Annotated in this window: 28 protein-coding genes and 1 tRNA gene; 20 read left to right on the top strand and 9 right to left on the bottom strand. The window is 66.1% G+C overall.

What is annotated here, in order from left to right:
- Nucleotides 1–46 precede the first annotated feature (46 nt).
- Entirely contained in the window at nt 47–886 is an 840-nt protein-coding gene (locus tag ACR9Y6_RS11675; protein WP_481281433.1) for a methyltransferase domain-containing protein, read from the top strand.
- Here ACR9Y6_RS11675 and ACR9Y6_RS11670 read toward each other — a convergent pair.
- A complete protein-coding gene (locus ACR9Y6_RS11670; protein ID WP_481281432.1) occupies nt 866–1777 on the bottom strand; it encodes a hypothetical protein in 912 nt (303 codons plus the stop codon). The two genes, ACR9Y6_RS11675 and ACR9Y6_RS11670, sit on opposite strands and share 21 nt — an antisense overlap.
- A gap of 130 nt (nt 1778–1907) precedes the next feature.
- On the opposite strand from ACR9Y6_RS11670, the gene ACR9Y6_RS11665 reads away from it, so the two are divergent.
- From ACR9Y6_RS11665 to ACR9Y6_RS11655, 3 genes are read left to right on the top strand one after another with little or no spacing between them, the layout of a single operon-like run.
- A complete protein-coding gene (locus tag ACR9Y6_RS11665) occupies nt 1908–2741 on the top strand; it encodes a DUF2167 domain-containing protein (protein WP_481281431.1) in 834 nt (277 codons plus the stop codon).
- Nucleotides 2742–2749: 8 nt separating this feature from the next.
- On the top strand, nt 2750–3463 hold the full coding sequence (locus tag ACR9Y6_RS11660; RefSeq protein ID WP_481281430.1) for a hypothetical protein: 714 nt from the start codon (nt 2750–2752) through the stop codon (nt 3461–3463).
- On the top strand, nt 3460–3795 hold the full coding sequence (locus tag ACR9Y6_RS11655) for a J domain-containing protein (RefSeq protein WP_481281429.1): 336 nt from the start codon (nt 3460–3462) through the stop codon (nt 3793–3795). The genes ACR9Y6_RS11660 and ACR9Y6_RS11655 overlap by 4 nt, the downstream gene beginning before the upstream one ends.
- 19 nt (nt 3796–3814) lie before the next feature.
- Here ACR9Y6_RS11655 and ACR9Y6_RS11650 read toward each other — a convergent pair whose 3' ends face one another.
- A complete protein-coding gene (locus ACR9Y6_RS11650; RefSeq protein ID WP_481281428.1) occupies nt 3815–4303 on the bottom strand; it encodes a hypothetical protein in 489 nt (162 codons plus the stop codon).
- Nucleotides 4304–4402: 99 nt separating this feature from the next.
- Nucleotides 4403–5230 (bottom strand): ParB N-terminal domain-containing protein, encoded by an 828-nt coding sequence (locus ACR9Y6_RS11645; RefSeq protein ID WP_481281427.1) that lies wholly within the window; start codon nt 5228–5230, stop codon nt 4403–4405.
- 173 nt (nt 5231–5403) lie between these two features.
- On the opposite strand from ACR9Y6_RS11645, the gene ACR9Y6_RS11640 reads away from it, so the two are divergent.
- Both ACR9Y6_RS11640 and ACR9Y6_RS11635 read left to right on the top strand, forming a co-directional pair.
- Entirely contained in the window at nt 5404–6567 is a 1164-nt protein-coding gene (locus tag ACR9Y6_RS11640; RefSeq protein ID WP_481281426.1) for a threonine aldolase family protein, read from the top strand.
- A 50-nt stretch (nt 6568–6617) separates the two neighbouring features.
- On the top strand, nt 6618–7481 hold the full coding sequence (locus ACR9Y6_RS11635; RefSeq protein ID WP_481281425.1) for a TolB family protein: 864 nt from the start codon (nt 6618–6620) through the stop codon (nt 7479–7481).
- Nucleotides 7482–7510: 29 nt separating this feature from the next.
- Here the strand turns inward: ACR9Y6_RS11635 and ACR9Y6_RS11630 are convergent, their stop codons facing one another.
- Nucleotides 7511–8413 (bottom strand): SDR family NAD(P)-dependent oxidoreductase, encoded by a 903-nt coding sequence (locus ACR9Y6_RS11630; RefSeq protein ID WP_481281424.1) that lies wholly within the window; start codon nt 8411–8413, stop codon nt 7511–7513.
- 38 nt (nt 8414–8451) lie between these two features.
- The gene (locus ACR9Y6_RS11625) at nt 8452–9189 is read right to left on the bottom strand and encodes an SDR family oxidoreductase (protein ID WP_481281423.1); all 738 of its coding nucleotides are present in this window, start codon (nt 9187–9189) and stop codon (nt 8452–8454) included.
- 127 nt (nt 9190–9316) lie between these two features.
- Between ACR9Y6_RS11625 and ACR9Y6_RS11620 the strand changes: the two genes are divergently transcribed.
- The 8 genes from ACR9Y6_RS11620 to ACR9Y6_RS11585 all read left to right on the top strand — a co-directional run bounded on the left by ACR9Y6_RS11620 (nt 9317) and on the right by ACR9Y6_RS11585 (nt 15672).
- Nucleotides 9317–10210 carry a LysR family transcriptional regulator gene (locus ACR9Y6_RS11620; protein ID WP_481281422.1) on the top strand — a complete coding sequence of 298 codons (894 nt, stop codon included), beginning with the start codon at nt 9317–9319 and terminating at the stop codon, nt 10208–10210.
- Between the two features lie 36 nt (nt 10211–10246).
- The gene (locus ACR9Y6_RS11615; RefSeq protein WP_481281421.1) at nt 10247–10660 is read left to right on the top strand and encodes a DUF1801 domain-containing protein; all 414 of its coding nucleotides are present in this window, start codon (nt 10247–10249) and stop codon (nt 10658–10660) included.
- A 123-nt stretch (nt 10661–10783) separates the two neighbouring features.
- The gene (locus ACR9Y6_RS11610; RefSeq protein ID WP_481281420.1) at nt 10784–11548 is read left to right on the top strand and encodes a hypothetical protein; all 765 of its coding nucleotides are present in this window, start codon (nt 10784–10786) and stop codon (nt 11546–11548) included.
- A gap of 65 nt (nt 11549–11613) precedes the next feature.
- Complete coding sequence (dusA, locus tag ACR9Y6_RS11605) at nt 11614–12594, top strand: tRNA dihydrouridine(20/20a) synthase DusA (protein WP_481281419.1); 981 nt, start codon at nt 11614–11616, stop codon at nt 12592–12594.
- A gap of 31 nt (nt 12595–12625) precedes the next feature.
- Nucleotides 12626–13132: a GNAT family N-acetyltransferase gene (locus ACR9Y6_RS11600; RefSeq protein WP_481281418.1), complete on the top strand. Its 507-nt coding sequence runs from the start codon at nt 12626–12628 to the stop codon at nt 13130–13132.
- 119 nt (nt 13133–13251) lie between these two features.
- Nucleotides 13252–13539, top strand: coding sequence for a PepSY domain-containing protein (locus ACR9Y6_RS11595; protein WP_481281417.1), 288 nt, complete (start codon nt 13252–13254; stop codon nt 13537–13539).
- Entirely contained in the window at nt 13539–14231 is a 693-nt protein-coding gene (locus ACR9Y6_RS11590) for a response regulator transcription factor (RefSeq protein ID WP_481281416.1), read from the top strand. The genes ACR9Y6_RS11595 and ACR9Y6_RS11590 overlap by 1 nt, the downstream gene beginning before the upstream one ends.
- Before the next feature lie 55 nt (nt 14232–14286).
- On the top strand, nt 14287–15672 hold the full coding sequence (locus ACR9Y6_RS11585; RefSeq protein ID WP_481281415.1) for an ATP-binding protein: 1386 nt from the start codon (nt 14287–14289) through the stop codon (nt 15670–15672).
- 84 nt (nt 15673–15756) lie between these two features.
- Here the strand turns inward: ACR9Y6_RS11585 and ACR9Y6_RS11580 are convergent, their stop codons facing one another.
- Nucleotides 15757–16521, bottom strand: a complete 765-nt coding sequence (locus ACR9Y6_RS11580) for a M90 family metallopeptidase (RefSeq protein ID WP_481281414.1) — start codon at nt 16519–16521, stop codon at nt 15757–15759.
- 19 nt (nt 16522–16540) lie between these two features.
- Nucleotides 16541–16879 (bottom strand): hypothetical protein, encoded by a 339-nt coding sequence (locus ACR9Y6_RS11575; RefSeq protein ID WP_481281413.1) that lies wholly within the window; start codon nt 16877–16879, stop codon nt 16541–16543.
- A 200-nt stretch (nt 16880–17079) separates the two neighbouring features.
- Between ACR9Y6_RS11575 and ACR9Y6_RS11570 the strand changes: the two genes are divergently transcribed.
- The 4 genes from ACR9Y6_RS11570 to ACR9Y6_RS11555 all read left to right on the top strand — a co-directional run bounded on the left by ACR9Y6_RS11570 (nt 17080) and on the right by ACR9Y6_RS11555 (nt 19765).
- Complete coding sequence (locus ACR9Y6_RS11570; protein ID WP_481281412.1) at nt 17080–18060, top strand: biotin--[acetyl-CoA-carboxylase] ligase; 981 nt, start codon at nt 17080–17082, stop codon at nt 18058–18060.
- Nucleotides 18057–18815 (top strand): type III pantothenate kinase, encoded by a 759-nt coding sequence (locus tag ACR9Y6_RS11565; protein ID WP_481281411.1) that lies wholly within the window; start codon nt 18057–18059, stop codon nt 18813–18815. Before ACR9Y6_RS11570 ends, ACR9Y6_RS11565 begins: the two co-directional genes overlap by 4 nt.
- Before the next feature lie 66 nt (nt 18816–18881).
- Entirely contained in the window at nt 18882–19673 is a 792-nt protein-coding gene (locus tag ACR9Y6_RS11560; RefSeq protein ID WP_481281410.1) for an SPOR domain-containing protein, read from the top strand.
- Between the two features lie 16 nt (nt 19674–19689).
- A tRNA-Thr gene (locus ACR9Y6_RS11555) sits at nt 19690–19765 on the top strand.
- A gap of 15 nt (nt 19766–19780) precedes the next feature.
- Here the strand turns inward: ACR9Y6_RS11555 and ACR9Y6_RS11550 are convergent.
- Nucleotides 19781–20368, bottom strand: a complete 588-nt coding sequence (locus ACR9Y6_RS11550; protein ID WP_481281409.1) for a class I SAM-dependent methyltransferase — start codon at nt 20366–20368, stop codon at nt 19781–19783.
- Between the two features lie 150 nt (nt 20369–20518).
- Here ACR9Y6_RS11550 and ACR9Y6_RS11545 point away from each other — a divergent pair, with 150 nt between their 5' ends.
- Nucleotides 20519–20854 carry a hypothetical protein gene (locus ACR9Y6_RS11545; protein ID WP_481281408.1) on the top strand — a complete coding sequence of 112 codons (336 nt, stop codon included), beginning with the start codon at nt 20519–20521 and terminating at the stop codon, nt 20852–20854.
- Between the two features lie 108 nt (nt 20855–20962).
- The gene (locus tag ACR9Y6_RS11540; protein WP_481281407.1) at nt 20963–21799 is read left to right on the top strand and encodes an AraC family transcriptional regulator; all 837 of its coding nucleotides are present in this window, start codon (nt 20963–20965) and stop codon (nt 21797–21799) included.
- A gap of 6 nt (nt 21800–21805) precedes the next feature.
- Here the strand turns inward: ACR9Y6_RS11540 and ACR9Y6_RS11535 are convergent, their stop codons facing one another.
- Nucleotides 21806–22042: a hypothetical protein gene (locus tag ACR9Y6_RS11535; protein WP_481281406.1), complete on the bottom strand. Its 237-nt coding sequence runs from the start codon at nt 22040–22042 to the stop codon at nt 21806–21808.
- Nucleotides 22043–22173: the final 131 nt, after the last annotated feature.

Here is a 22173-nt window from a genome sequence, read left to right as displayed (position 1 = left end):
GTACTCAAGGCATCCTTGGGCGAACTGTGAGGAGACACACCGTTCCATGGAATCGCTAGCCTCCATCGTCGTGCTGCTCGAACAGGAGCAGGGGTGGCGTGACCCTGCCGCCTTCCTGTGGCGTGCCGAAGCCGCCGATCGCCTCGACCTGCTCCTCATCGGCGCGGACGATCCCGCATGGCGCGAGCGCGCGGTGCGACTCCTCGACGCCATGGAAACACTCGACGCGGAAGGCTTCTCTTCGATCCGTGATGCCATCCGTCGCGGCGAAGGGCGCGCGGCGCTAACCGCGTGGCTCGATGTCGGTTTTCCCACGGGGCAGCACTACGATGTGCTGGACCATGTCGTCGCGGGCGTGCTCGCGCTGGAGGAGCCTGCGGTTCCGCACGTCTTGCCGGCGGAGATGGTTTTCTACCAACCGAGCCCGGCACGGCACATCATCGATGGCGTGGCGCGTGCCGGCATCACGGCCGGCGATGTCGTGTTGGACCTGGGAGCGGGCATGGGACACGTGCCGCTCCTGGTTGCGATTCTCTCGGGCGCGCGCACGCTCGGCGTGGAACGCGAGCCCGCCTACGTCGAGCGGGCGGTCGAGGCGGCAGCGCGACTGGGCCTGGCCGGCGTGCACATGCGCGTTGGCGACGCGCGCGACGCCGACCTGTCGGAGGCGAACGTCTTCTACCTGTTCACGCCCTTCATCGGCAGCGTGTTGCGCGACGTCGTGGCCAACATCGAGCGCGAAGCCCGGCGGCGACCGATCCGCGTGGTCACGCTCGGTCCCTGTTCGCGCACCTTTGCACGGATGCCATGGCTCCGCAGCGACGACCCCGATCCCCAGGCGACGGAACGCATCGTGGTGTTCCGTTCAACGCTTGGCGAGCGGTAACCGGCTTATCAGCTTTGCGCGGAAGATGCCCGCGAGTTGGTGGAACCCTGCCTCGGTGGGGTGCATCTCGTCGTTCCATTGCGTGTCGTCGGTCAATTGCCCGCGCAGGTCCACGTAATCGAACATGCCGCCGAAGGCGGCGTCGCGCTTGACCGGCTCGAGTACGCGCTCGACGAAACCGTCGATCAGGCGACGGGTGAAGTCGCGCCATGCGTCGATGCCGCCATCGATCACGGTCTCGATGTTCGGCCCGATCCACGGGCCGACCGATTTCTTCAGCAAGGCGGCGGCGCCGAGGTTGCGCAAGCCCAGTTCGGCCGCACTGCCGATGCGCCGTGGATAGTCGTATGTGTGCGCGATGATCGGTACGTCGGGGCGGACCTGGTGGAATGCCTCGACGAAGAACCCATAGGCTTCGCGTACCTGTTCGTAACGGCCGGTCGCGACGATGACATCGAACGCCTGGCTGGCGCTCAGGCCACGCCGCCCGGCCAGGGCATCGTGCAGCCATGTGTCGACGAAGTCGTTGCCGCCGGCGCTCAGCAGCACGGCATCGAACCGATAGCGCGTGAACCAGCCGATGAGATCGTCGACGTTGTCCTCGGTGAACATCGATCGCCCGGGGTCGGCGGCTTGCGGAGCCGCCTGGTCGCCGCTGCGTTCCACCCGGAAGAACAGGCCGCCCTGGCCGAACTGCGGCACGCCGCGCGCCTCGTCTTCCGGGGCGGGGGACACGATCCAGTCGAGCAGGTTCATCGCCAGCGGCGTGGAAAACCAGGAGTCGCCCTCGCAGAGGATCACGGGGGTGTGTTCGAGCGCGTGCTGGCTCTTGAGGCCCATGTACATGGCACGGAACTGGCCACGCTGGGACAGGGCGGAGGATTGCGGCATGGCGTGTCCTCGTTCGGCGGCCCCGTCGATCCTACCACCCCGCCATCGTGGGGTTGCCTTGACGATGGTTTTCCCCGGTCCCAAACTCGCCCGGTCGCGGCAGGGGGCCGCGGCCTACCAGGGGAAAGCCATGAAGGGTTTGGCAAGGAAGTGGGCGACCTTCGTCGCCTTGTCGTTGTTCGTATCCATGACGCATGCGTCGGCGCTTTCGGATCTGCCATGGCAGTTCGGGCCGACCAAGGTGCAGGTGGGTCCGCAAGCCACGATCGACGTGCCCGATGGCTATGCCTTCCTCGATCCGGAAGGCACGAAGCGGCTCAACGTGCTGATGGAGAATCCGCCGGACGAGACCGATACGTACACGCTCGCGCCGACCGACATGCGTTGGACCGCCTTCTTCGACTACGACGACATCGGCTACGTCAAGGACGACGAGAAGCTCGACCCCGACGATATCCTGAAGTCCGTCAAGGAAGGTACCGAGGAAAGCAACAAGGAACGTCGCTCGCGCGGCTGGGACACGCTCACCCTGGTCGGCTGGAAGAACCCGCCGCAGTACGACACGCGGTTCAAGTCGTTGGCCTGGTCGTTCCTGGCGCGCAACGACAAGTCCCAAACGGAAGTGGTGAACTACAACGCGCGCATCCTCGGCCGAAGTGGCGTCATGAACGTGGTGCTGGTGTCTGATCCGGAATCGCTCGACGCATCGGTCGCGGATTTCAAGGGTGCGCTGGATGGTTTCGCGTTCACTCCAGGCCAGGCCTATACCGATTTCCATGCGGGCGACCGCGTGGCCGAGTACGGCCTCGCCGCCTTGATCACCGGAGGCGTGGCCGCGGTGGCGGCCAAGAAGGGATTCTTCGCCGTGATAGCCACGTTCTTCGCGGCGGCCTGGAAGTTCATCCTCATCGGTCTCGCCGCTGTCGGCGGCGCGATCAAGCGCCTGTTCGGGCGCAAGGCGTAAACGCCGGGATGTTGCCGCATGCGTGGTGGCTGCTGGCAGGCGTCGCGGGGATGTATCTCTACGACGCCGTGCTGCTCATCTATCACAACGAGGTGGTGTTCTTCGAACGGAGGGACGGCCGCTGGTCGTTCTCCGTCGGTTCGGACTTCGAACTGGCGGGGCGGCATGTCTACATGCCACCCTTGCTCGCGCCTGGCCGGCCCCTGCTGCGCTTGCGCTGGTCGTCCCGCCTCGCCCCGCTCGACATCGCCTCGCCGCATGGTTTGCGTGCCTGGCGAGCCGGTGTGGCCGCCACGGTGTTTCCGGTCACGCTCGTGGCCTTGCTGTTCGCCGCGATGCCCGCCGTCTTGTTCACGTCGGTATGGGTGCTCCTGGGCTGGATGGTCGCGTTGTACGTCGCCATCGTCCTGGCCGTGCTGCGGACCTGGCGGATGCGCAAGCTCACGGGGCTCGGCGGCAAGGCCTTCGCTTCGTTGGCCTCCGATGCCTTGCTCTGTGCGCCCTACGCGCTGAACATCGTGCGGAAACAGGGAATGCATGCCGCGGAGCGCTTCGACCTCGTGGCCGCGGCCCATGCCTTGCTCGATAGCGGCGAACGTGCGCGCCTGACGGCGGCCATCCATGCGAGGCTGCATCGGCAGATGGATCTCGAAGACCTCGGCAGTGAACGGCACGCGCAATTGCAGACTTACCTCCTACAGATCGAAGGCGCCCTGGCATGACCACGCTCGAATTCGTCGTCATCGCCGCCTGCCTGGCGATCGGCTACAAGTACACGTCCGCGTTGCTGGGCAAGCGCGACGAGCCCGCCCCGGACGACCGTCCCCTGGACACCACGCCGCTCTTCGAGCGGCCGCTGCCATGGCACGAGGTGCTGGGAGTGCTTCCGGAGGCGACGCATGAGGAGATCGTGGCCGCCTACCGCACGCGGATGAGCCAGTACCACCCGGACAAGGTGGCCAACATGGGAGAGGATATCCGCGCGCTGGCCGAACGCCGCGCGAAGGAGATCAACGCGGCCTACGCGGAGGCTTGCGCCGCACGGCCCGCCTGAGCGGGTCGGCGGAAAGGAATCAGCGGATGCGGCCGCCGCCGAAGTGTCCGGTACCGCCGCCCACGGAAATGCTGACCCCTCCGGTGGGATGCTCGCAGCTGCCGAAGGCCTGGCTGAGGCTCACCGTGCCCGCCTGGTAGTTGCCGCTGCCGCCGTGGCTGGCGCTGACCACGCCCGTGCTGACACTGCCGTGCACCTGCGGCTTGTTGTAGGTGGCGTCGTCGCAGCGGGGGCCATCGTCTTCCACGTCGGCACCGGCCATGCGGCCGCTGGTGTCGCCGTAGTAGGTGCCGGGCGGGTCCTTCGGCCGGGACGGCGTCACGGCGACGCTTTCGCCGCTCTTCGTCACCGCCGTTCCGGACGCGCCTTGGGCGGCGGCCGGGGGCGCGGTGCTGCTGGAAGAGGCGGGCACGTAGTCCGCCGGCAACCTGAGGTTGAGCGGTTTCTCCTGCGCCATGGCGGACGTGGCGAGGAGGGAAAGGGCGGTGAGGGCGAGGATCGGTTTCATGGGACGCTCCGGGTTAGGCCATGGAACGCTTCAGGGCGCGTCCGGTGTACCGGCCTTGGAACACCGGGATGCCACCGGAGTTCCCGGCCTTTCGCCACCTTACTCCGCCAGCGCCTCGTCGGCGTCCTCGGGCACGCTTTCGCCGAGGCGGGCGCGCAGGCTGTCGATCTCGCGGCGAAGGTTGCGGTTTTCGGCTTCGAGTTCAGCGACCTGTTCGCGCAAGGCCTTCACCTCGTCGGTCGGCTTTTCACGCGGCTTGCGCTTCGACTCCCGGACGCGCTTGGCCGCTTCCTTCAGCTCCGCGTCGCCGGCGGTGGCCGCGGCGCGCTGTTCTTCCTCGGGCAGGCTGGCCACGGCCGCCGCCGCGCTGATCGACAAGGTCCCGGATTTCACCGCGGCGACCACCTCCGGGGCGGCCTCCTTGCGGATCTTTTCGATCATCCCGACCTGGTTGCTGCTGATCCTGGCTTCGCGCGCGATGTCCTTGCGGGTCTCGGCGGGAGGGGCCTTGGCCGGCTTCCCCTGTGCCGGCTGCGCGCCGGCGGCATCGAAGGGCAGGTCGGACGCCGCGTCGGCACCCTCGGCCGCGGCCATGCGGGCACGCCGCTCGGCGAGGATCTCGCGCTTGCGCAAGGCCAGCACGCCGCGCTGGAAGTCCGAGACGCTGCGCCGTCCCAGGTGCTGTTCGATCATCCACAGGTGCACGTCGTCCATGGACTGGAAACGCTCGTTCTGCACGGTGGTGAAGGGGATGTCGTGCTTGCGGCAGATGCCGTACCGGTTGTGCCCGTCGACCAGCGTGTCGCCCCATAGCACCAGCGCGTCGCGGCAGCCTTCGGTGAGCAGGCTGCGCTCCAGCGCCTCGTACTCGTCGGGGGTCAGCGGGTCGATGTAGGCCTTGAGGTCTTCGTTGATGACGATATGCATGATGCGGCTACAGGCGGACGCGACGGCGGGGGCGGCATTCTAGTGCCTGCGACGGAACCGTGCAGGAATCCAGCCTCCGCCGCGCCAGGACCCATGACCGACGGCCGTTGGCGGCCACGAAAGGACATGAGAGCCTTGGCCGACATAGGGGCGTCGCTCACGGGAGGGGTCGGATGGTCAGTCGTCGCGAGTTCATGCAGGCCGCGCCGTTGGGCGCGCTTTCCCTGGCGGGCCTGGGCCTGGCCTGGCCCGCGGCACACGCCGCCGCCAGGACGCTACGTTCGATGCAGGACATCCCCGTTGAAAAGATCGTCTCCCTGGCTGGCGACAACGTGCCGAGGAAACCGGCGCAGTACCCCGCCCAATTGGCCGAGATACTCAAGGACGCCAGCGATGTGGGGGACTCGTATCTCACCGAAGGCGCCGTGGGACGCCTGGAGGCGCAGTTCGCGAAGTTGTTGGGCAAGGAGGACGCGGCCTTCATGCCGACCGGTACCATGGCCAACCAGATCGCCATCCGGATCCTGAGCGGCGACCGTTCGCGCGTGCTGCTGCAGAAGGAAAGCCACGTCTATCGTGACGAGGCGGACGCGGTCGCCGTGATGAATGCGATCAACCCCGTGCCGGTCGACGGCGGGGCTTCGGACGGCCTCTACGACGCCGTGGCCGCGGCCTTCGCGCAAAGCGCCGAGAAACCTTACCCGGTCGAGATCGGTGCGGTATCGATCGAGAGCCCCGTGCGGCGGCTGGATGGCGCGGCGGTCTCGCAGGAAACGGTGTCGAAGATCGGCGAGCTCGCACGGAGCAAGCGCACGGGCATGCACCTGGATGGCGCCCGCTTGTTGTTGATGCATGGCCACGAGGACTTCGACCTGCAGCGCTATTGCGCGCCGTTCGATTCGGTCTATGTGTCGCTTTACAAGTACCTGGGCGCGCCGTTCGGCGCCGTGTTGGCGGGCGACAAGGCCTTCGTCGCGAAAGCACGCCTGGCGCGCCACGTGTTCGGCGGCACGATCTACCACGGCTGGATAGCCGCGGCGATCGCATCGAAGACACTGGCTGGCTTCGACCAGCGGTTCGCTCGCGTGCATGCCGAGGCGGAGAAGTTGCTCGGCTTGCTCGGCGCCATGCCTGGAGTCGAAGTGCAGCGCGTACCGAACGGCAGCAACATCGCCTTCCTCAAGCTCGACGAGCGGATGGCCACGGGATTGCGGGAACGCCTGTTGGAGCGCGACATCGTCGTCGGCTCGGTCCGTGAAGGCAGGTTGCAACTCACCTTCAACGAAACGATCCTGCGCAAGCCGGTGGCGGCGATCGCGGCTGCCTTTTCGCCTTAGCTCGCGGACGATCCCGCCGTAAAGGCAACCTTCGCCGGCCTGGAGTCGACATGCGTTCTTTCCGCATCGTAATCCTTGGCTTGATCGTCCCCTTCGTCGCTATCGCCGCCGGTAGCGATAGTCCATCGCATTCGGTGGAGCCGTGGACACCGGCCGGTGTGTCGAGCAGCTTGTTCGAGTCGCATGCCGCGTTCGATCCGCGAAATGGCGACCTCTACTTCGTCCGCAGCAGCAAGTCGTTCTCGGGCTGGCGCATTCTCGTATCACACCGCGAAGGCAAGCGCTGGTCGCCGCCCGTGCCGCCACCCTTCGCCGGTCCCGGCCTCGAGGCCGATCCCTGGTTCACTCCGGACGGCAATCGCCTGTACTACATCTCGTCCCGGGCCACGGCTGGCCTGAAGAGCAAGGATCTCGATATCTGGCAGGTGGATCGTGGGCCGGACGGGCGTTGGGGAACACCGTCGCGCCTGCCGGCTCCGGTCAATTCGAGCGAGGCGGAATGGTTTCCCCGGCTCGCACCGGATGGCTGGTTGTATTTCGGATCGAACCGGCCCGGTGGTTTCGGCAAGAACGATATCTGGAGAGCCCGTCAGGACCCTTCAGGTCGATGGACGGTCGAAAATGCAGGTGCGGGTCTCAACACGGCAGGCGACGAATACGAAGCGCTTCCCTCGCCGGACGGTTCACGACTGATCCTCAATGCGGATGGCGCGTTCTACGAATCGACGTGGACGGGTACGGCGTGGTCTCGACGGGTGAAGCTCGGCCCGGACATCAACGTCAACGGCACGGAGATCGGCGCGGTGTTTTCGCCGAGCGGCAAGTCGTTGTTGTTCGCCCGCGACACGGGCGAGCCGAAGTCCGGCGAGTTCTTCGTCTGGCGGCTCGGGGAAACGGAAGACTGGCCGCCCTGAGGCGGCCAGTCACCGGACGCGGATCGGATTCAGGCTGATGTGGCTGGCTTGAGCAGGTCGGACAGGCCGACGCGATGCAGCATCTCCGCACGAAGGCGGTCGAGTACCGCGAAGCCCACGTTCGCGCCGTCTTGCGTCGGGTCGTAGTGGAAGCGGAACGGGCGCGTGCCGAAGGGCATGTCCACGATCTCCACGATGCCCTTCGCGACGCCGCCGACATCGGCATCATCCGGAACGATCTCGGCGAATGCCTTCTGGACCTGCTCGCCAAAACCCTTGTAAGGGCCGGCTTCGTAGTCGGCGAGGCGGGCTTCATCCGCGGGACGCCCCGAATGGGCGAAGTGGTTGGTGCCCTTGGTGAAGGCCCCCGGCACGACGATCGAGGTCTCGATGCCCCAGCGCGAGAGTTCGCGTGCATATTGCACCGCCAGCGCATCCATCGCGGCCTTCGCGGCGAAGTAAGGCGACAGGTAAGGCGGTGTGCCGCCGGCCGAGCTGCTGCTGGAAATCCATACCAGGAGGCCTTGCTTCGCGGCGCGCATGTGAGGAAGTGCCGCGCGGTTGACCCGCTGCGTCCCCAGCACATTGACGTCGTATTGCTGGGCGAACTGTTCGGGCGTGAAGGCTTCGGCGGGGCCGAACATCATGTGGCCGGCGTTGTGGACAAGGACATCGATGCGCCCGCTCTCTTGGATGACGGCCGCGATGGCGGCTTCGGCCGAGGCTTCCGATTGCACGTCGAGTTCGAGTGCCCGCAGGTCGATGTTTTCGGCGGCCGATAGCTGGGCCATCTCGGCCGCGTTTCCCGCATTGCGCCCGGCCACGTCGCGCATCGACGCGTACACAATGTGGCCAGCGCGGGCGAGCGCTTCGGCGGTGATGCGGCCGAAACCGCTGGAGGCGCCGGTGATCAGGATGATTTTCTTGCTCATGACGGGATGTCCTGGATGGGGATGTCGTTCGAAGGGGATCAGATGACGCCGCCGTTGGCGCGCAGTACCTGGCCGTTGATCCATGCACCGTCCGGGCCGGCGAGGAACGCCACCGCGCTGGCGATGTCTTCCGGCTGGCCGAGGCGTTCCAGCGGCGAGAGTTTCGCCAACTGGTCGATGACGGCCTGAGGCTTGCCATCGAGGAAGAGCGCGGTGGCCGTGGGGCCGGGAGCCACGGCATTCACCGTGATGTCGCGGCCGCGCAATTCCTTGGAGAGGACGTGGGTCATGGCTTCCACGCCAGCCTTGGTGGCCGCGTATATGGCGTAGTTGGGCTGGTAGAGGCCGACGACGCTGGACGACAGATTGATGATGCGGCCGCCTTCGCGCAGTCGCTTCGCCGCTTCGCGGAGCATGTTGAAGCTGCCCTTGAGGTTGATGGCGACATGGCTGTCGAACAGCGCGTCTTCCGTATCGGCGATGCTCGAAAGCTTCATGATGCCGGCGTTGTTGACGATGACGTCCACGCCACCGAAGGCCGCCTGCGCGGCGTCGAACATGCGGGCCACGGCGGCGCCGTCGCTGACATCGGCCTGCGCGGGAATGGCGCGGCCGCCGGAAGCCTCGATGGTGGCGACCAGGCCCTCGGCCTCCGCCGCGCTGCCGGCGTAGTTGACGACGACGGTAAAGCCGTCGGCCGCGAGCCGCTTGGCGATGGCGGCGCCGATGCCGCGCGAAGCCCCCGTCACGATGGCAACCTTGTTCGTCTCGTTCATGATTTCGTCTCCAGAAGGGCCACCCGTGGTGGGCGGCGTGGGACGAACTATCGGCGCTTGAGTTCGCCGAATAATCTAGCTAGTTTTGGCAACACAATTCCGTAATTGCGAACAATAGAGGCGATGGATGGATCGACTCGAAGCCATGCGGCTGTTCACCCGCGTCGTCGATCGCCGGAGCTTCACCCAGGCCGCCAATGACCTGGAGATCCCCCGCTCGACGGCCACCCAGGTCATCAGGCAGTTGGAAGACCGGCTAGGGGTGAAACTGCTGCAGAGGACGACACGAACCGTTCGTCCCACCCTCGACGGCGAGGCCTACTACCGCCGTTGCCTGGCCATCCTCGACGATATCGAAGATGCGGAAGGCGCCTTCAGCGGGGCGGTACCCAAGGGCATGTTGAGGATCGAAGTGCAGGGGACCCTGGCCCGCCACTTCCTGATGCCGAGCCTTCCGCGTTTCTTCGCCGCGTACCCGCAGATCGAGATCGCCATGAGCGAGAGCGACCGCTGGGTCGACGTCATCCGCGAGGGCTGCGATTGCGTGCTGCGCTATGGAGCCCTGCCGGATAGCGACCTGATCGCGAGGCCCGTCACGTCGCTCGAACGGATCACCTGTGCCGCCACCAGCTATCTGGAGAAGTACGGTGCCCCAGCGCGTCTCGACGACCTGGCGAATCACCGGGCCGTGTGCCTCCGCTCCATCACCACGGGGGCATTGAGGCCGTTCGAGTTCATCGAGGCCGGCCAGCTCACCAAGGTGGACATGGCGGTACCGTTATCGGTCACGGGAACGGAGAGCTTCCTGGAAGCGGTGCGGCTCGGCTTCGGCCTTGCGCAAATGCCGTTGTTCCACATCGAACGCGACCTTGCCGAAGGGCGTTTGCGGCGGGTGCTCGCACCGTATGCGCTGCCGCCGGGACCGGTGTCCATCCTGTATCCGAGGGCCCGCCAGTTGAGCCCGCGCGTGCGCGTGTTCATCGACTGGGTGATCCAGCAGTTCAGCTCCGTAGGACGATAGACTTCGACGGGGGGCATTGATGGGGAGGCGTGGCGTATGAAGGCTAAAGATCTGTCGGGAAACGAGTCGGCGTCCAGGTTGATCGACGAGCGGATCGCGAGCCTCGGAGACTGGCGCGGCGAGACATTGGCGAGGATGCGCCAGCTGATCCATGAGGCCGACCCGGAGGTCGTCGAAACCTGGAAGTGGATGGGTACGCCGGTATGGGAGCACGGCGGCATCATCTGCACCGGCGAAACCTATAAGGCGAAAGTGAAACTGACCTTCGCCAAGGGCGCCTCGTTGAAAGATCCCTCGAAGCTGTTCAATTCGAGCCTGGACGGGAACGTGAGGCGTGCCATCGACATCGGCGAGGGCGAGGAGGTCGACGCGGATGCGTTCAAGGCGCTCGTTCGCGCCGCTATTGCGCTCAATGCGTCCGGTGGGAAGGCGGCGAAGCGGGAAAAATAGGGCCCGGCGAATTTTTTCCGACGGCCTGTCGAAATCCGCTGCGGCCGTTCGACGATAAGTGAAGGCAGCCCATCGGCGCCTCTCACGGGCCGGCTGAAACCGCCCGTCATCAGGAGGAATCCCATGTACAAGGCTAAGCGGACGATCGGCATCATGAGTTTCGCGTTGCTTGCGGCGTTCGGTATATCGCAGCAAGCCCTGGCGCAGGGCACGCAGAAGGCCGGAGGTACGGCGCCTTATCCAACGATGGCACCGGTCGATCAATACCTCATGGCGAACCGGGACGACGAAATCGCCCTGGCGCGAAGCGCGGCTCCCGCATCCATTTCCCGTGACGCGACGGTCCTGGTTCTGGGACGGAAGGGTTACGAAACAGCGGTCGAAGGCAAGAATGGCTTTGTCTGCGTGGTGGGCAGGAGTTGGACGGGACCGTTCGACTGGCCGGAATTCTGGAACCCGAAGATAAGAGCTGCCGATTGCCTGAATCCGCAGGCCGCACGAGCGATCGTGCCCATCTTCCATCTGCGCGCAAGGCTGGCGATGGCCGGCCGGTCGAAGGCGGAGATGCTGTCGGCGGTCAAGGCCGCGTACGCAAAGAAGCAACTGCCGGAACTCGAAAGCGGCGCGATGGATTTCATGATGTCGAAATCGTCGTACCTGACCGACGAAGGCGGGCACAACATGCCGCACCTCATGTTCGATACCCTGGTCAAGGACGGCAAGGATTGGGGTTCCGGTGCGGAAGGTTCGCCGGTCATGTCCAGCCCTTACTGGTTCATGTCTCCGAACCCGCAGGACCAGACGAAGGGGCTGCCGCCTATCCTGGTATTTCTGGTCGGGGTGGGAACGTGGTCCGATGGGACGCCGGCGGACATGCATGGTCACTGATACCGGGCATCCCTAAGGGGTCACGGTTAAAACAGCACGTGCATAGGGCAGTTAGAATACGCCCTATGCAGCCCACCGCCCCCTCAGCCTTCCGCCTGACCGTCGCCCCCATGATGGACTGGACGGACCGCCATTGCCGGTACTTCCACCGTCTGCTCTCCCCGCACGCCCGCCTTTACACGGAGATGGTCACCAGCGCCGCGCTGGTGCGCGGCAACCAGTTGCGTCTGCTGGAGCACAGCCACGAAGAGCATCCGGTGGCCCTGCAGCTGGGCGGCAGCGATCCCGTGGAACTGGCCAAGGCCGCCGTGATGGGAGCGCAGGCGGGCTACGACGAGATCAATCTCAACGTGGGGTGCCCGTCGGATCGGGTGCAATCCGGCAAGTTCGGCGCCTGCCTGATGCGCGAGCCGGAACTCGTCGGCGAATGCGTCCGGGCGATGGCCGACGTGGTCGACGTACCGGTGACGGTGAAATGCCGCATCGGCGTGGACGACCAGGACGAATATGCCGACCTGCAGCGCTTCACCACGACGATGGTCGAGGCGGGCGTGAGGATTCTCGTGGTCCATGCGCGCAAGGCCTGGCTCGATGGCCTCAGCCCCAAGGAAAACCGGGAGATCCCGCCGCTGGACTACGGGCGGGTGTACCGGTTGAAGCGGGAGTTCCCGGAGCTGACGATCGTCATCAATGGCGGCATCACCACGGTGGAAGCCGTCCGCGAGCACCTGGCTCACGTCGACGGCGTGATGCTCGGCCGGGCGGCCTATCACGACCCCTTCGTCCTGGCGAAGCTGGAGGCCGATCTCTACGGCACGCCACTGCCCGAACGGTCCGACATCCTCGAACGGATGCGTATCTACATCGATGCCGAACTGGCTCGTGGCACGCCGTTGAAGCACATCACCCGGCACATCCTCGGGCTGTACCAGGGCGAGCCCGGCGCGCGCGGCTTCCGCCGCCAGCTGTCCGAAGGCGCCCATCTGCCCGGGGCCGACTGGTGCCTGATCGAAACGGCGCTCGCCGCGTTTCGGCAGGCCGCATGATTCCCCATACCCCTCACGAGGCCCGCACCGCATGATCGTCACCGAGCGTCTGATCCTTACCCCGAGCGCCGTCTCCGATTTCGACGACTGCCATGCGATGAGGACGGACCCGGAGGTGATGCACTTCATCGGCGGCATCGCGCCGGGGGAAGACACGTGGATCCGGCTGCTCCGTAACGTGGGGCATTGGACGTCCTTCGGCTACGGCCTCTTTACCTTGCGCGAGAAGGACGGTGGCCGGTTCGTCGGCGAGGCGGGCCTGGCGCACTTCCGCCGCGACCTGGGCGACCGCTTCGATCCGTTCCCGGAGGGCGCCTGGGCGCTGGCACGCCCGGCTCATGGCAAGGGCTATGGCGCCGAAGCGCTGCGGGCCGTCCACGACTGGTTCTTCGAGCGCCGCGGGGTGGGCCGGACCGTCTGCCTCATCGACCCGGCGAACCTGGCGTCCGTACGGCTGGGCGAACGCCTCGGCTACCGGGCGTTCGACCAGGCCGAATACAAGGGAAAGACGCAGACGATGTTCGAGCGCGTCCCCTAGCCGATCGAAGGGGCCATGGCGCCCCCGGACCAGGGTGCCCGGGTTTCGTTCAGCTTCGGGCTGGGCGGGGCTGGGCATGATCGGTCGACTAGCCAGACCCCGGTCGCTTTCCGTCAGACATGAAAATCACGTTTCGTCCGCTACTTTTCGCCGCGCTCAGCCTTGCCTTGCCCGCCGTCGCCCAGACCGACCAGTCGTTGACGCTGGAACAGGCGGTAAGCAAGGTGCAGAAGGATACCGGGGGAAAGGTGCTGTCGGCGGATACGCGACTGGTGGAGCGCGGCAGGATCACCGAATACCGGGTCAAGGTGCTCACCCTCGACGGACACGTCAAGGTGGTGCCCGTCCGTACCGAAACCGCCAAGCCCCTGGACGTCAACGCCGGGGATAACAAGGAGAAACATTGATGCGAATCCTGTTGGTAGAGGACGAGGCCCCGCTGCGCGAGACGCTCGCCGCACGCCTCAAGCGCGACGGTTTCGCCGTCGATGCGGCGCAGGACGGCGAAGAGGGCCTGTACCTCGGTCGCGAAGTGCCGTTCGATCTCGCCATCATCGACCTGGGCCTGCCCAAGTTGTCGGGCATGGACCTGGTGAAGGCCCTGCGTGAGCACGGCCAGCGCTACCCGATCCTCATCCTTACCGCCCGCGGCAGCTGGCAGGACAAGGTCGAGGGCCTGAAGTACGGCGCCGACGATTACCTGGTGAAGCCCTTCCATGTCGAGGAATTGCTGGCACGCATCAACGCGCTGGTGCGCCGTGCCAGCGGCTGGTCCAAGCCGGTGCTGGCCTGCGGCCCGATCAAGCTCGACACCACGGCGCAGACGGTCACCGTCGAAGGGCGCCAGGTCGACCTCACCAGCTACGAATACAAGGTGCTGGAATACCTGATGATGCATGCGGGCGAACTGGTCTCCAAGGCCGACCTCACCGAGCACATCTACCAGCAGGACTTCGATCGCGATTCCAACGTGCTGGAAGTCTTCATCGGCCGCCTGCGCCGCAAGCTCGATCCGGAAAGCGCGCTCAAGCCCATCGAGACCGTTCGTGGCCGTGGCTACCGGTTCGCCATCCCGCGCAACGAAGCGGACGAAGACTGATCGCCCGCGGGTGGCGAGGGCAAGGTGCCGCGCCACCCGCAGGTAAGCTCGAAGCATGGACAACGCTTCCCCGATCAAACGCCGGCCCCTCTCGCTGGCCGCGCGAGCGGCGCTGGCGACCGGTTTCGCGCTGGCCGCCTTCCTCGGCCTGACCGGCCTCGCGCAGAACAAGGCCAACTACGCATCCGAGCTGTCGGCCATGCACGACCGGCTGCACAACTACGCCATCGCGTATATCACCGGCACGGATATCACACGGGCCGGCAAGGTCACCACGCCAGACAGCCAACCCAATCCGGACTTCTCCCGGCCCGGTTCGGGGCTTTACGCGATCATCGTCGGCAACGACGGTTTCCGATGGGAGTCGTCGTCCGCGCTGGGGCGCGATTTCGATTTCGTGCGCATGCTCTCGCCCGGCGAAACCGCCTTCGAGCCGGTGGAGACACGCAGTGGCAAGCTCTATGTCTTCAGCTACGGCGTTTCGCTGGACAGCACGGACAAGCGCAGCGTGCCATTGACCTTCGCCGTGGCGCAGACGGAAGACCAGTTCGAACGCCAGGTGGCGACGTACCGGCGCACGCAGTTCCTGTGGCTGGCGATGCTCGGCATGATGCTCATGCTGCTGCAGCTTTTCCTGTTGCGCTGGAGCCTGTTGCCGTTGCGCCGGGTATCCAGCGATCTCGCCCACATCGAACGCGGTACGCGGGATCACCTCGATGGACCGTATCCCGTGGAACTCACGGTGCTCACCCGTCGCCTCAACGCCTTCATCGACAGCGAGCGCGAGCAACGGTCGCGTTACCGCGACACCCTGGCCGATCTCGCGCATAGCTTGAAGACCCCGCTGGCGGTGGTGCGCTCGCAACTGGAGAGCGGCGGCGACGCCGACAACCTGCGCGGCGACATCCTCGACCAGGTGCGAAAGATGGATGAGATCGTCGCGTACCAGCTTTCCCGCGCGGCCACGTCGGGCCGACGCACCATCGCCTCGGTGGAACCGATCGCCGGGCATGCCGAAGATCTCGTGCAGAGCCTCGAAAAGGTCTATGCGGCGAAGAATGTGCTTTGCGAGTTCGAACTCGAAGAGGGCGTGACCTTTCCCGGCGAGCAGGGCGACCTGCTCGAACTCATGGGCAACCTTGTCGAGAACGCCTTCAAATGGGCATCGCATCGCGTACTGCTCACGGCGCGGTCCGTCGGCAAGGTGCGTGGCCGCAGTGGCCTCGAACTGGTCGTCGAAGACGACGGCCCCGGTATTCCCGACGAGAAGATCGAGAAGATCCTCCAGCGTGGCGTGCGCGGTGACGAACGCGTGCAGGGCCACGGCATCGGCCTGTCCATCGTGCAGGACATCGTGAAGGCCTATCAGGGCGAACTGCATGTCGATCGCTCCGAGGAACTTGGTGGGGCCCGGTTTAGCGTGAAGCTTCCGCCGCCTTGATGGTTCGAGGGGGCGGGGTATCGCCGCTGAAGCGGCTTCCCACCAGGGCGAGGGATGTTTCCCATCAGGACGATGGGGTGTTGGTCAGGTGGTTGGCGAGGGGCCGTAGAAGGCGTCGAGCAGGCGTGCGACGTCGGGCTCGGCTTCGCGGAGCAGGGCCGGTTGCGAGAAATGCAGTTCGCTGGTCACGGCGAAGTATTCTTCCGGCGCCTCGGCGGCGTAGGGATCGATCGCAGTCCTTCTGCCTCGTTCCACCGCCTTGGACAGGCGGTCGTAGCCTCGCTGCATCGTCTGGATCCACTGCCGCCGGTTCATCGACGACGGTAACGGCGGCACGCCGTTGGCCGGGCCCGCGAGCATGTCGAGCTTATGCGCCATCTCGTGGATCACCACGTTGAAACCGTCCCATGGCGCTTCCAGGTCGAGCGCCACGTCGGCGAGCGACAGGATCATGGGTCCCCGTTCCCATGCTTCGCCGATCAAGGTGTCGTCGCTGTCGGTCACCACGCCGGTAGGGGCGTCACGATGGCTGCGTCGTACATTGAACTCGCCGGGATAGACCAGGATGTTGGTCCAGCCCTTGAAGGCCTTCGGGCCGTGCGGGAGCGCGGGCAGGCTGGCCTGCATGGCGATCACCAGTCGCCAGAAATCGTCCAGGGGCGCATCGCCCATGGCGTGGAAGCGCTTGTCGTGCAGGAAGATCGCCGCCAGCTGGCGCAGGTAATGCGCGCGCGGAGCATCGAGGGCGTTCGCGAGCGGCACGCGCTGGATGGCCTGCCGCCATGCCGCGTCGTCGATCGGTGGGACGGGCGCGCGGAAACGCGCGATCAACGACTGGAAGAAGCCCAAGGTGATCGGCCGGAACGAATCAGAACATCGACCCGGGGAGCAGCGACTGCCAGCTCGGCGAGGAAGAGCGCATGGGCAGGCCATCGTCGTGCACGCCGTCGCCGGCGTCGACCGGAGGGGGCATCGGCGTCGGGTTGGCGCTGCGCCGTGGCGCGGTCACCGGACGCGACGAATCGATATCGCCACCACCGCCATCGCGGCCGCCACCCTGCGGCGATCGCGCGCTGCCTTCGAACGACGACGAGGAGGTGCTGCCCATGGAAAGCAGACCACTGGTCGGGTCGATGTCGGAAGCGGCGGCGGTGCCGGCGGCACCGACGAGGCACAGACATCCGAAGATGTACGGTCTGGCGTTCATCGGTAAACCCTGAGGCCCCTCGGGACGAAAAGGGGGACAACCGATCCTCGCAGAAAATTCACGAGGGTGCCAGTGCTGGAGGTCGCCGGGTGCCGCTCCCGGTCCCGGGCGGGCGAAAAGGGCGCCACTGCCCTAGAATCGTCCGATGTCCCGGCTTTCCCCACCCTCGACAGCGGCCTCCTGACGGCCCGACGGCAACCATGCTCGCACGCGATCTCCTCGAGGCCCTTGCCGGCGGCGACGCCGTGTCCGGCGCCGTCCTGGCCAAGAAGGCCGGGGTGACGCGTGCCGCCGTCTGGAAACAGATCGAGGCCTTGCGCCTCAAGGGCGTGCCCGTGGAGGCCAAGGTCGGCGGTGGTTACCGGCTGCCATGGCCGACCGAACTGCTGGACGGCCAACGTATCCGGGCGGCGTTGCCGCCCGCGATCTCGGCGGGGGTCGGCATGCTCGAGGTGCACTGGGAGATCGATTCCACATCCAGCGAGTTGGCCCGGCGCGTTCCCGTGCTCGACGACCTGGCCTTCGTGATATCCGAGAGTCAGTCGGCGGGGCGCGGCCGCCGCGGGCGGCCCTGGCTGTCGCCGCCGGGCATGAACCTGTACCTGTCGGTGCTCAAGCGGTTCGACGCCGGCTTCGCCTCGTTGTCGGGTTTGTCGCTCGCCGTCGGCGTGATGCTGATCCGTGCACTGGGCGAGGTCGGCATCCGTACACCCGGGCTGAAATGGCCCAACGACGTGCTCGCGGGCAATGCCAAGCTGGCGGGCATCCTCGTGGAACTGTCCGGCGAATACTCCGGTCCGTGCGCGGCGGTGATCGGCGTGGGCGTCAACATCCGTTTGCCGGACGACCTGCACGAACGCGCCGGCCAGCCGATTACCGATCTCGCCTCGGTGACAGGCGGCGATCCGCCCGGCCGCAACCGCTTCGCGAGCGCGGTCGTGGCGGAACTCACCGAGGGACTGCGTACGTTCGAGCGCCACGGCTTCGCGGCATTTGCCGACGAGTACGCGGCGAACGACCTCTTGCGTGGGGAATCCTTGCGCATCATCGATCCGCGCGGCGAATACGTCGCCGTAGGCGAGGGCGTCGACGAACGCGGTGCCTTGCGCGTACGCCGCCCCGATGAGGAGCTCGTCACCGTGGATAGTGCCGAAGTCTCGGTGCGCCGGAGCGCCACATGATCCTGCTGCTGGATCTGGGCAATACCCGCCTGAAGTTCGCCTTGCTGGACGGCGGCGAATTCACGCACCGGGGTGCGTTTGGCTGGGACGCCGATATCGCGCATGAACTGGCCACGCTCTGGGCGTCATGGCCTATGCCCGAACGCATCGTCGGCGCATCCGTGGTCGATTCCGCGCGCGAGACGGCGGTGGCCGTGGCGGCCGACAAGGCCTTCGGTGGCACGCCCGTGTGGGTGCGTACGCCCGCCGAGGCTTGCGGTGTCACGAACGCCTACGCCGAACCGCATCGGCTCGGTGTCGACCGCTTCCTGGCGATGGTGGACGCCCTCGCGGCAGGCCGTGCGCCTTGCGTGCTGGCCAGCGTCGGCACCGCGCTCACGCTGGATGCGCTGGACGGGGAAGGGCGGCACCTGGGCGGATGGATCGCGCCGGGTCCGCTGTTGATGCAGCAGTCGGTGCTCGGTGCCACGGTCCAGGTGCGGCCGGGCCATGCCGGTGCCGTGCGCGACCTCGCCGACAACACCGCCGATGGCCTCGCTTCCGGTTGCTGGCAGGCGTGCGCGGCGCTCGTCGACCGCTTCGTCGATCGATCGGCGCAGCGTCTTGGTGGAAACCCGACGGTGACGCTGGGCGGCGGCGATGCCGATGTACTGGCGCCCTTGCTGGAACACGAGGTCGTCCTGGTACCGGATGCGGTGCTGCGCGGACTCGCCGTGTGGGCGAAGACGCATGCCCGCGCGGACAATATCGCCTAGAATCCCGACGCCGCCGGTTCTTACAGGGGAACGCGCGCAGGCCCCCACTGGAAGCCCAAGGCCACCATGCTGCTGCGTTTGCTGTTCGTCTTGCTGATCGCTCTCAACATCGCGGTGGCCGCGTGGCTGCTGCTGGGCGATTCGGCGACGCACGCGGTCGATCCGACGGATGGCGGCGTGCCGAAGCTGAAGCTCCTCGCCGAATTGCCGGCTCCGCCGGGGAGCGCGACGCCGCCGGTGACATCCGCATCCGTGGCGGCGCCCGCATCCGTCGCCGCCTTGCCGAAAACGGCATCCACCACGGCTCCGGCCGCACCGCTTGCGAAACCCGCAACGAAGACGGTGGCAGGGGAAACGCTTCTCGCACCCGCCGAGACCGCGCCGACCAGCCCCCGCCGCAGCTACCGTTGCCTGGCCCTGGGGCCATTCGCCAACCAGGTCGACCTGCGCGCGGCACGCACCGCCATCGCCCCACGCACCGTGCGTAGCCGCCAGCGCCAGGAGCAGACCAGCGAGTCGCACGGCTGGCGGGTCTTCCTGCCCGCCTTGGCCACGCGCGAGCAGGCGCTCGCCCAGGCCCGCCGCCTGGATGCGAAGGGCATCAAGGATTATTTCGTGGTCACCGCCCAGGGCGACCTGCAGAACTCGGTCGCGCTCGGCCTGTTCCACGACCCCGCCAACGCTCGCAAGCGCCGCGACGAGGTCATCGCCGCCGGCTTTCCGGCGCGCATGAGCGAGCGCACCGAGGTCACGCCCGTCTGGTGGCTCGACGTGGTCGTCCCCGACGAGGCCGGTACCGACATCCGCCGGAGCATCCGCACCCCCGGCATCACGGCTAGAACCACCGGGTGCTTCTGATAAACTCTGCGACTTCGCCGGCATAGCTCAGTTGGTAGAGCAACCGCCTTGTAAGCGGTAGGTCCCCAGTTCGAATCCGGGTGTCGGCACCAGGAATTCAGCCAAACCTAGCCCATGGACGGCTTGATGGCTTCGAAGTAATTGTTTTCGCCCTCATCGAGGCGACAGCCGAGCAGGCGCAATCCGGATGCTTCCAGATGCCGTTCGTACGCTTGCTGGCCAAGCGAGCGCGACGGCCTGCCCGTCTGCCTATCCCGCCATTCGCAGGCTTCGCGAGGCGCGCTGAAAAGAAACCTTCCGCCCGGTGCCAGCGCGTTCGCGACCCCGCGAAGAACCTTCTGTTGGTCGTCCGCGGAGAGAAGAAACAACAGGCCGATGGAAACAGCCCCGGAAAAGGTCCGGTGGAAGAATGCGCTGTCCTGCGCGGCTTCGCACGCGGTTTGCCCTTCGGGAACGAGGCGCCTGAACGCGGCGATCAATATCGGCGAGGCGTCGATCCCGAAGACGGTGAAACCATCCTCGATGAGAGCTTGCGCGACCGGTACTCCCGAGCCGCAACCGACATCGACGATCGAACTCGACGGCGGCAGACGATCTCGTGCCCAGGATCGCACCAGCGCCGCGCCTATGTCGGAGCGGGTGGCCATGAACTGCTCGGCGATGGCGTCCCAGCCTTCGGAACGGTCGATGTTCATGCGGTGGATCTCCAGGGCTGGGGGCCTACCTTAGCCAACTCGACGAAATGCCGCGCCGCACTATCGGGAGTAGTTGCATGGGTGACTATTCCCCCTCAAAGTCCGTCCCGGGGACGCTCGACCGAGCCAGTCATACCGGGGGAACAGGACATGAAGAGCCTTGCACATACAGACCTCACCACCTTCTATGGCTCTGCGAGCGAGATCTACGATCACTTGAGAAGGGAGCAGGAAAGAGATGTCTTCCTGCACCAGGTGGCATATACGGCCTTCGTCGGCATGACGATCATCGCGGCGATCGCTTTCTCGACGGGCTGGGCGATCGCGCCGTGGCTGACCGTCGTGGCGGTGTTCTGCTTCGAACGGACGTTGTGGTGGGGCCGCGAGGTCAGTTGCAGGAACCAGACCATGCACATCCTGACCTTCAGGCGCCTGCCAGTCGAGGACATGTCCCCGGTGAACGTGGCCGCGCGGCATTCCGCTTGAGCGAGCGCGTGCGGTCGTAGGGACCCCGGCACCGAAAGCGCAAGATCGGGAACGCGTTGCCGCGGCACGCTACGTACGATGGCTCCACGATACCCATGGGAGCTTTTCATGACTGACCTGGCGCAAGAACGTTGGTTCGAGAGAATGGCTGCCGCGGCGGCGCTGTTGACCGGGAGGCTGGATATGCCTCCTTCGCTGGAGGAACTGGCCGCCGCCGCCCATGTATCGCCGTTCCATTTCCATCGCATCTGGCGTGGACTGACGGGCGAGGCCGTCGGAGCGACCATTGCGAGGCTTCGCATAGAGGCCTCGCAACAGAAGCTTCGCGCCGCTGGAGGATCGGTGACCAGCGTTGCGATGGAAACAGGTTTCGCGACACCGCAGGCGTTCGCACGGGCGTTCCGTCGGTTGACGGGAACAACGCCTTCGAACTTCGCACGCGGCGAGTCGGTCAGTGCTCGCTCGCTGCCCGATTCGGACGTCCGGATCGTCTTGCGTGAACCCGTTGAAATCGTCGTCCTGCGGCGGGTCGGCGCCGACTATGTCGCCATGAACGAAGCATACGGACAGCTGTGGGCGTGGGCGGAGGGCGAGGGCCTGCTGGAAAACCTGCAAGGCATCTATGGCGTAGCAGTCGACGATGCCGCCAGCGTCACCGAAGGCGAAGCGCGCTACGACGCCTGCCTCGCGCTGCACGCGGATGCCCCGCAACCCTTCTTGAATTCGACGCTCCGAGGCGGGAGGTACGCTAGCCTGACTCACCAAGGCTCCTACGATGGATTGCCGGCTGCCGAAGCCTGGCTGATGGGGCACTGGTTGACCGGTTCGAGTTACGAGCCCGCGGACGCGCCACTCGTTCATCATTTCCTCAACGATCCGGATGCGACGCCCGAAGCAGAGTGGCTTACCGAGGTACTGCTTCCTTTGCGGGACGAGACGCATTGACGGGGATCAGGCACCGCCCTCGCGCTCGCGCGGAAACTGCCGGTCGAGCACGACCGACAGCGCGCGGTGGTCGATCGGGCCATGTGCGATGCGTTGTTCGAGCAGGGCGGCAGCCAGTTCGCGTTCTTCTTCCGTGCAGGCGTAACCGTTGGCCCGAAGGTAGAACACGACGAACATCTGCACCCGCCAGGGCAGGCGGGTGAAGGGGTGGATCCCTTGTCTGAGGTCCGAGGGAGCGATCACGCGGCAGGTCCTTGCGATGCGTGGAGGACAGCAATGGGTGTGCCAAGGCCCGAAGGCGCCGCGTGGTGGCGGCTGGCCGCTTCGCGTTGTCTCTTCGGAGCGTCCGCGGACACGAGAACGCGGACAATGCG

It is taken from the genome of Luteibacter sp. TLI7-4A, assembly GCF_056754745.1.
Note: the sequence above shows the minus strand (reverse complement) of the source record. Positions and strands in the feature narration are given on the sequence as shown.

Excerpts from the sequence above, each read along its gene's own strand:
- ACR9Y6_RS11675 (WP_481281433.1), top strand. The coding sequence starts at position 47 with ATGGAATCGCTAGCCTCCATCGTCGTGCTGCTCGAACAGGAGCAGGGG.
- ACR9Y6_RS11670 (WP_481281432.1), bottom strand. The coding sequence starts at position 1,777 with ATGCCGCAATCCTCCGCCCTGTCCCAGCGTGGCCAGTTCCGTGCCATG.
- ACR9Y6_RS11665 (WP_481281431.1), top strand. The coding sequence starts at position 1,908 with ATGAAGGGTTTGGCAAGGAAGTGGGCGACCTTCGTCGCCTTGTCGTTG.
- ACR9Y6_RS11660 (WP_481281430.1), top strand. The coding sequence starts at position 2,750 with ATGTTGCCGCATGCGTGGTGGCTGCTGGCAGGCGTCGCGGGGATGTAT.
- ACR9Y6_RS11655 (WP_481281429.1), top strand. The coding sequence starts at position 3,460 with ATGACCACGCTCGAATTCGTCGTCATCGCCGCCTGCCTGGCGATCGGC.
- ACR9Y6_RS11650 (WP_481281428.1), bottom strand. The coding sequence starts at position 4,303 with ATGAAACCGATCCTCGCCCTCACCGCCCTTTCCCTCCTCGCCACGTCC.
- ACR9Y6_RS11645 (WP_481281427.1), bottom strand. The coding sequence starts at position 5,230 with ATGCATATCGTCATCAACGAAGACCTCAAGGCCTACATCGACCCGCTG.
- ACR9Y6_RS11640 (WP_481281426.1), top strand. The coding sequence starts at position 5,404 with ATGGTCAGTCGTCGCGAGTTCATGCAGGCCGCGCCGTTGGGCGCGCTT.
- ACR9Y6_RS11635 (WP_481281425.1), top strand. The coding sequence starts at position 6,618 with ATGCGTTCTTTCCGCATCGTAATCCTTGGCTTGATCGTCCCCTTCGTC.
- ACR9Y6_RS11630 (WP_481281424.1), bottom strand. The coding sequence starts at position 8,413 with ATGAGCAAGAAAATCATCCTGATCACCGGCGCCTCCAGCGGTTTCGGC.
- ACR9Y6_RS11625 (WP_481281423.1), bottom strand. The coding sequence starts at position 9,189 with ATGAACGAGACGAACAAGGTTGCCATCGTGACGGGGGCTTCGCGCGGC.
- ACR9Y6_RS11620 (WP_481281422.1), top strand. The coding sequence starts at position 9,317 with ATGGATCGACTCGAAGCCATGCGGCTGTTCACCCGCGTCGTCGATCGC.
- ACR9Y6_RS11615 (WP_481281421.1), top strand. The coding sequence starts at position 10,247 with ATGAAGGCTAAAGATCTGTCGGGAAACGAGTCGGCGTCCAGGTTGATC.
- ACR9Y6_RS11610 (WP_481281420.1), top strand. The coding sequence starts at position 10,784 with ATGTACAAGGCTAAGCGGACGATCGGCATCATGAGTTTCGCGTTGCTT.
- dusA (WP_481281419.1), top strand. The coding sequence starts at position 11,614 with ATGCAGCCCACCGCCCCCTCAGCCTTCCGCCTGACCGTCGCCCCCATG.
- ACR9Y6_RS11600 (WP_481281418.1), top strand. The coding sequence starts at position 12,626 with ATGATCGTCACCGAGCGTCTGATCCTTACCCCGAGCGCCGTCTCCGAT.
- ACR9Y6_RS11595 (WP_481281417.1), top strand. The coding sequence starts at position 13,252 with ATGAAAATCACGTTTCGTCCGCTACTTTTCGCCGCGCTCAGCCTTGCC.
- ACR9Y6_RS11590 (WP_481281416.1), top strand. The coding sequence starts at position 13,539 with ATGCGAATCCTGTTGGTAGAGGACGAGGCCCCGCTGCGCGAGACGCTC.
- ACR9Y6_RS11585 (WP_481281415.1), top strand. The coding sequence starts at position 14,287 with ATGGACAACGCTTCCCCGATCAAACGCCGGCCCCTCTCGCTGGCCGCG.
- ACR9Y6_RS11575 (WP_481281413.1), bottom strand. The coding sequence starts at position 16,879 with ATGAACGCCAGACCGTACATCTTCGGATGTCTGTGCCTCGTCGGTGCC.
- ACR9Y6_RS11570 (WP_481281412.1), top strand. The coding sequence starts at position 17,080 with ATGCTCGCACGCGATCTCCTCGAGGCCCTTGCCGGCGGCGACGCCGTG.
- ACR9Y6_RS11565 (WP_481281411.1), top strand. The coding sequence starts at position 18,057 with ATGATCCTGCTGCTGGATCTGGGCAATACCCGCCTGAAGTTCGCCTTG.
- ACR9Y6_RS11560 (WP_481281410.1), top strand. The coding sequence starts at position 18,882 with ATGCTGCTGCGTTTGCTGTTCGTCTTGCTGATCGCTCTCAACATCGCG.
- ACR9Y6_RS11550 (WP_481281409.1), bottom strand. The coding sequence starts at position 20,368 with ATGAACATCGACCGTTCCGAAGGCTGGGACGCCATCGCCGAGCAGTTC.
- ACR9Y6_RS11545 (WP_481281408.1), top strand. The coding sequence starts at position 20,519 with ATGAAGAGCCTTGCACATACAGACCTCACCACCTTCTATGGCTCTGCG.
- ACR9Y6_RS11540 (WP_481281407.1), top strand. The coding sequence starts at position 20,963 with ATGACTGACCTGGCGCAAGAACGTTGGTTCGAGAGAATGGCTGCCGCG.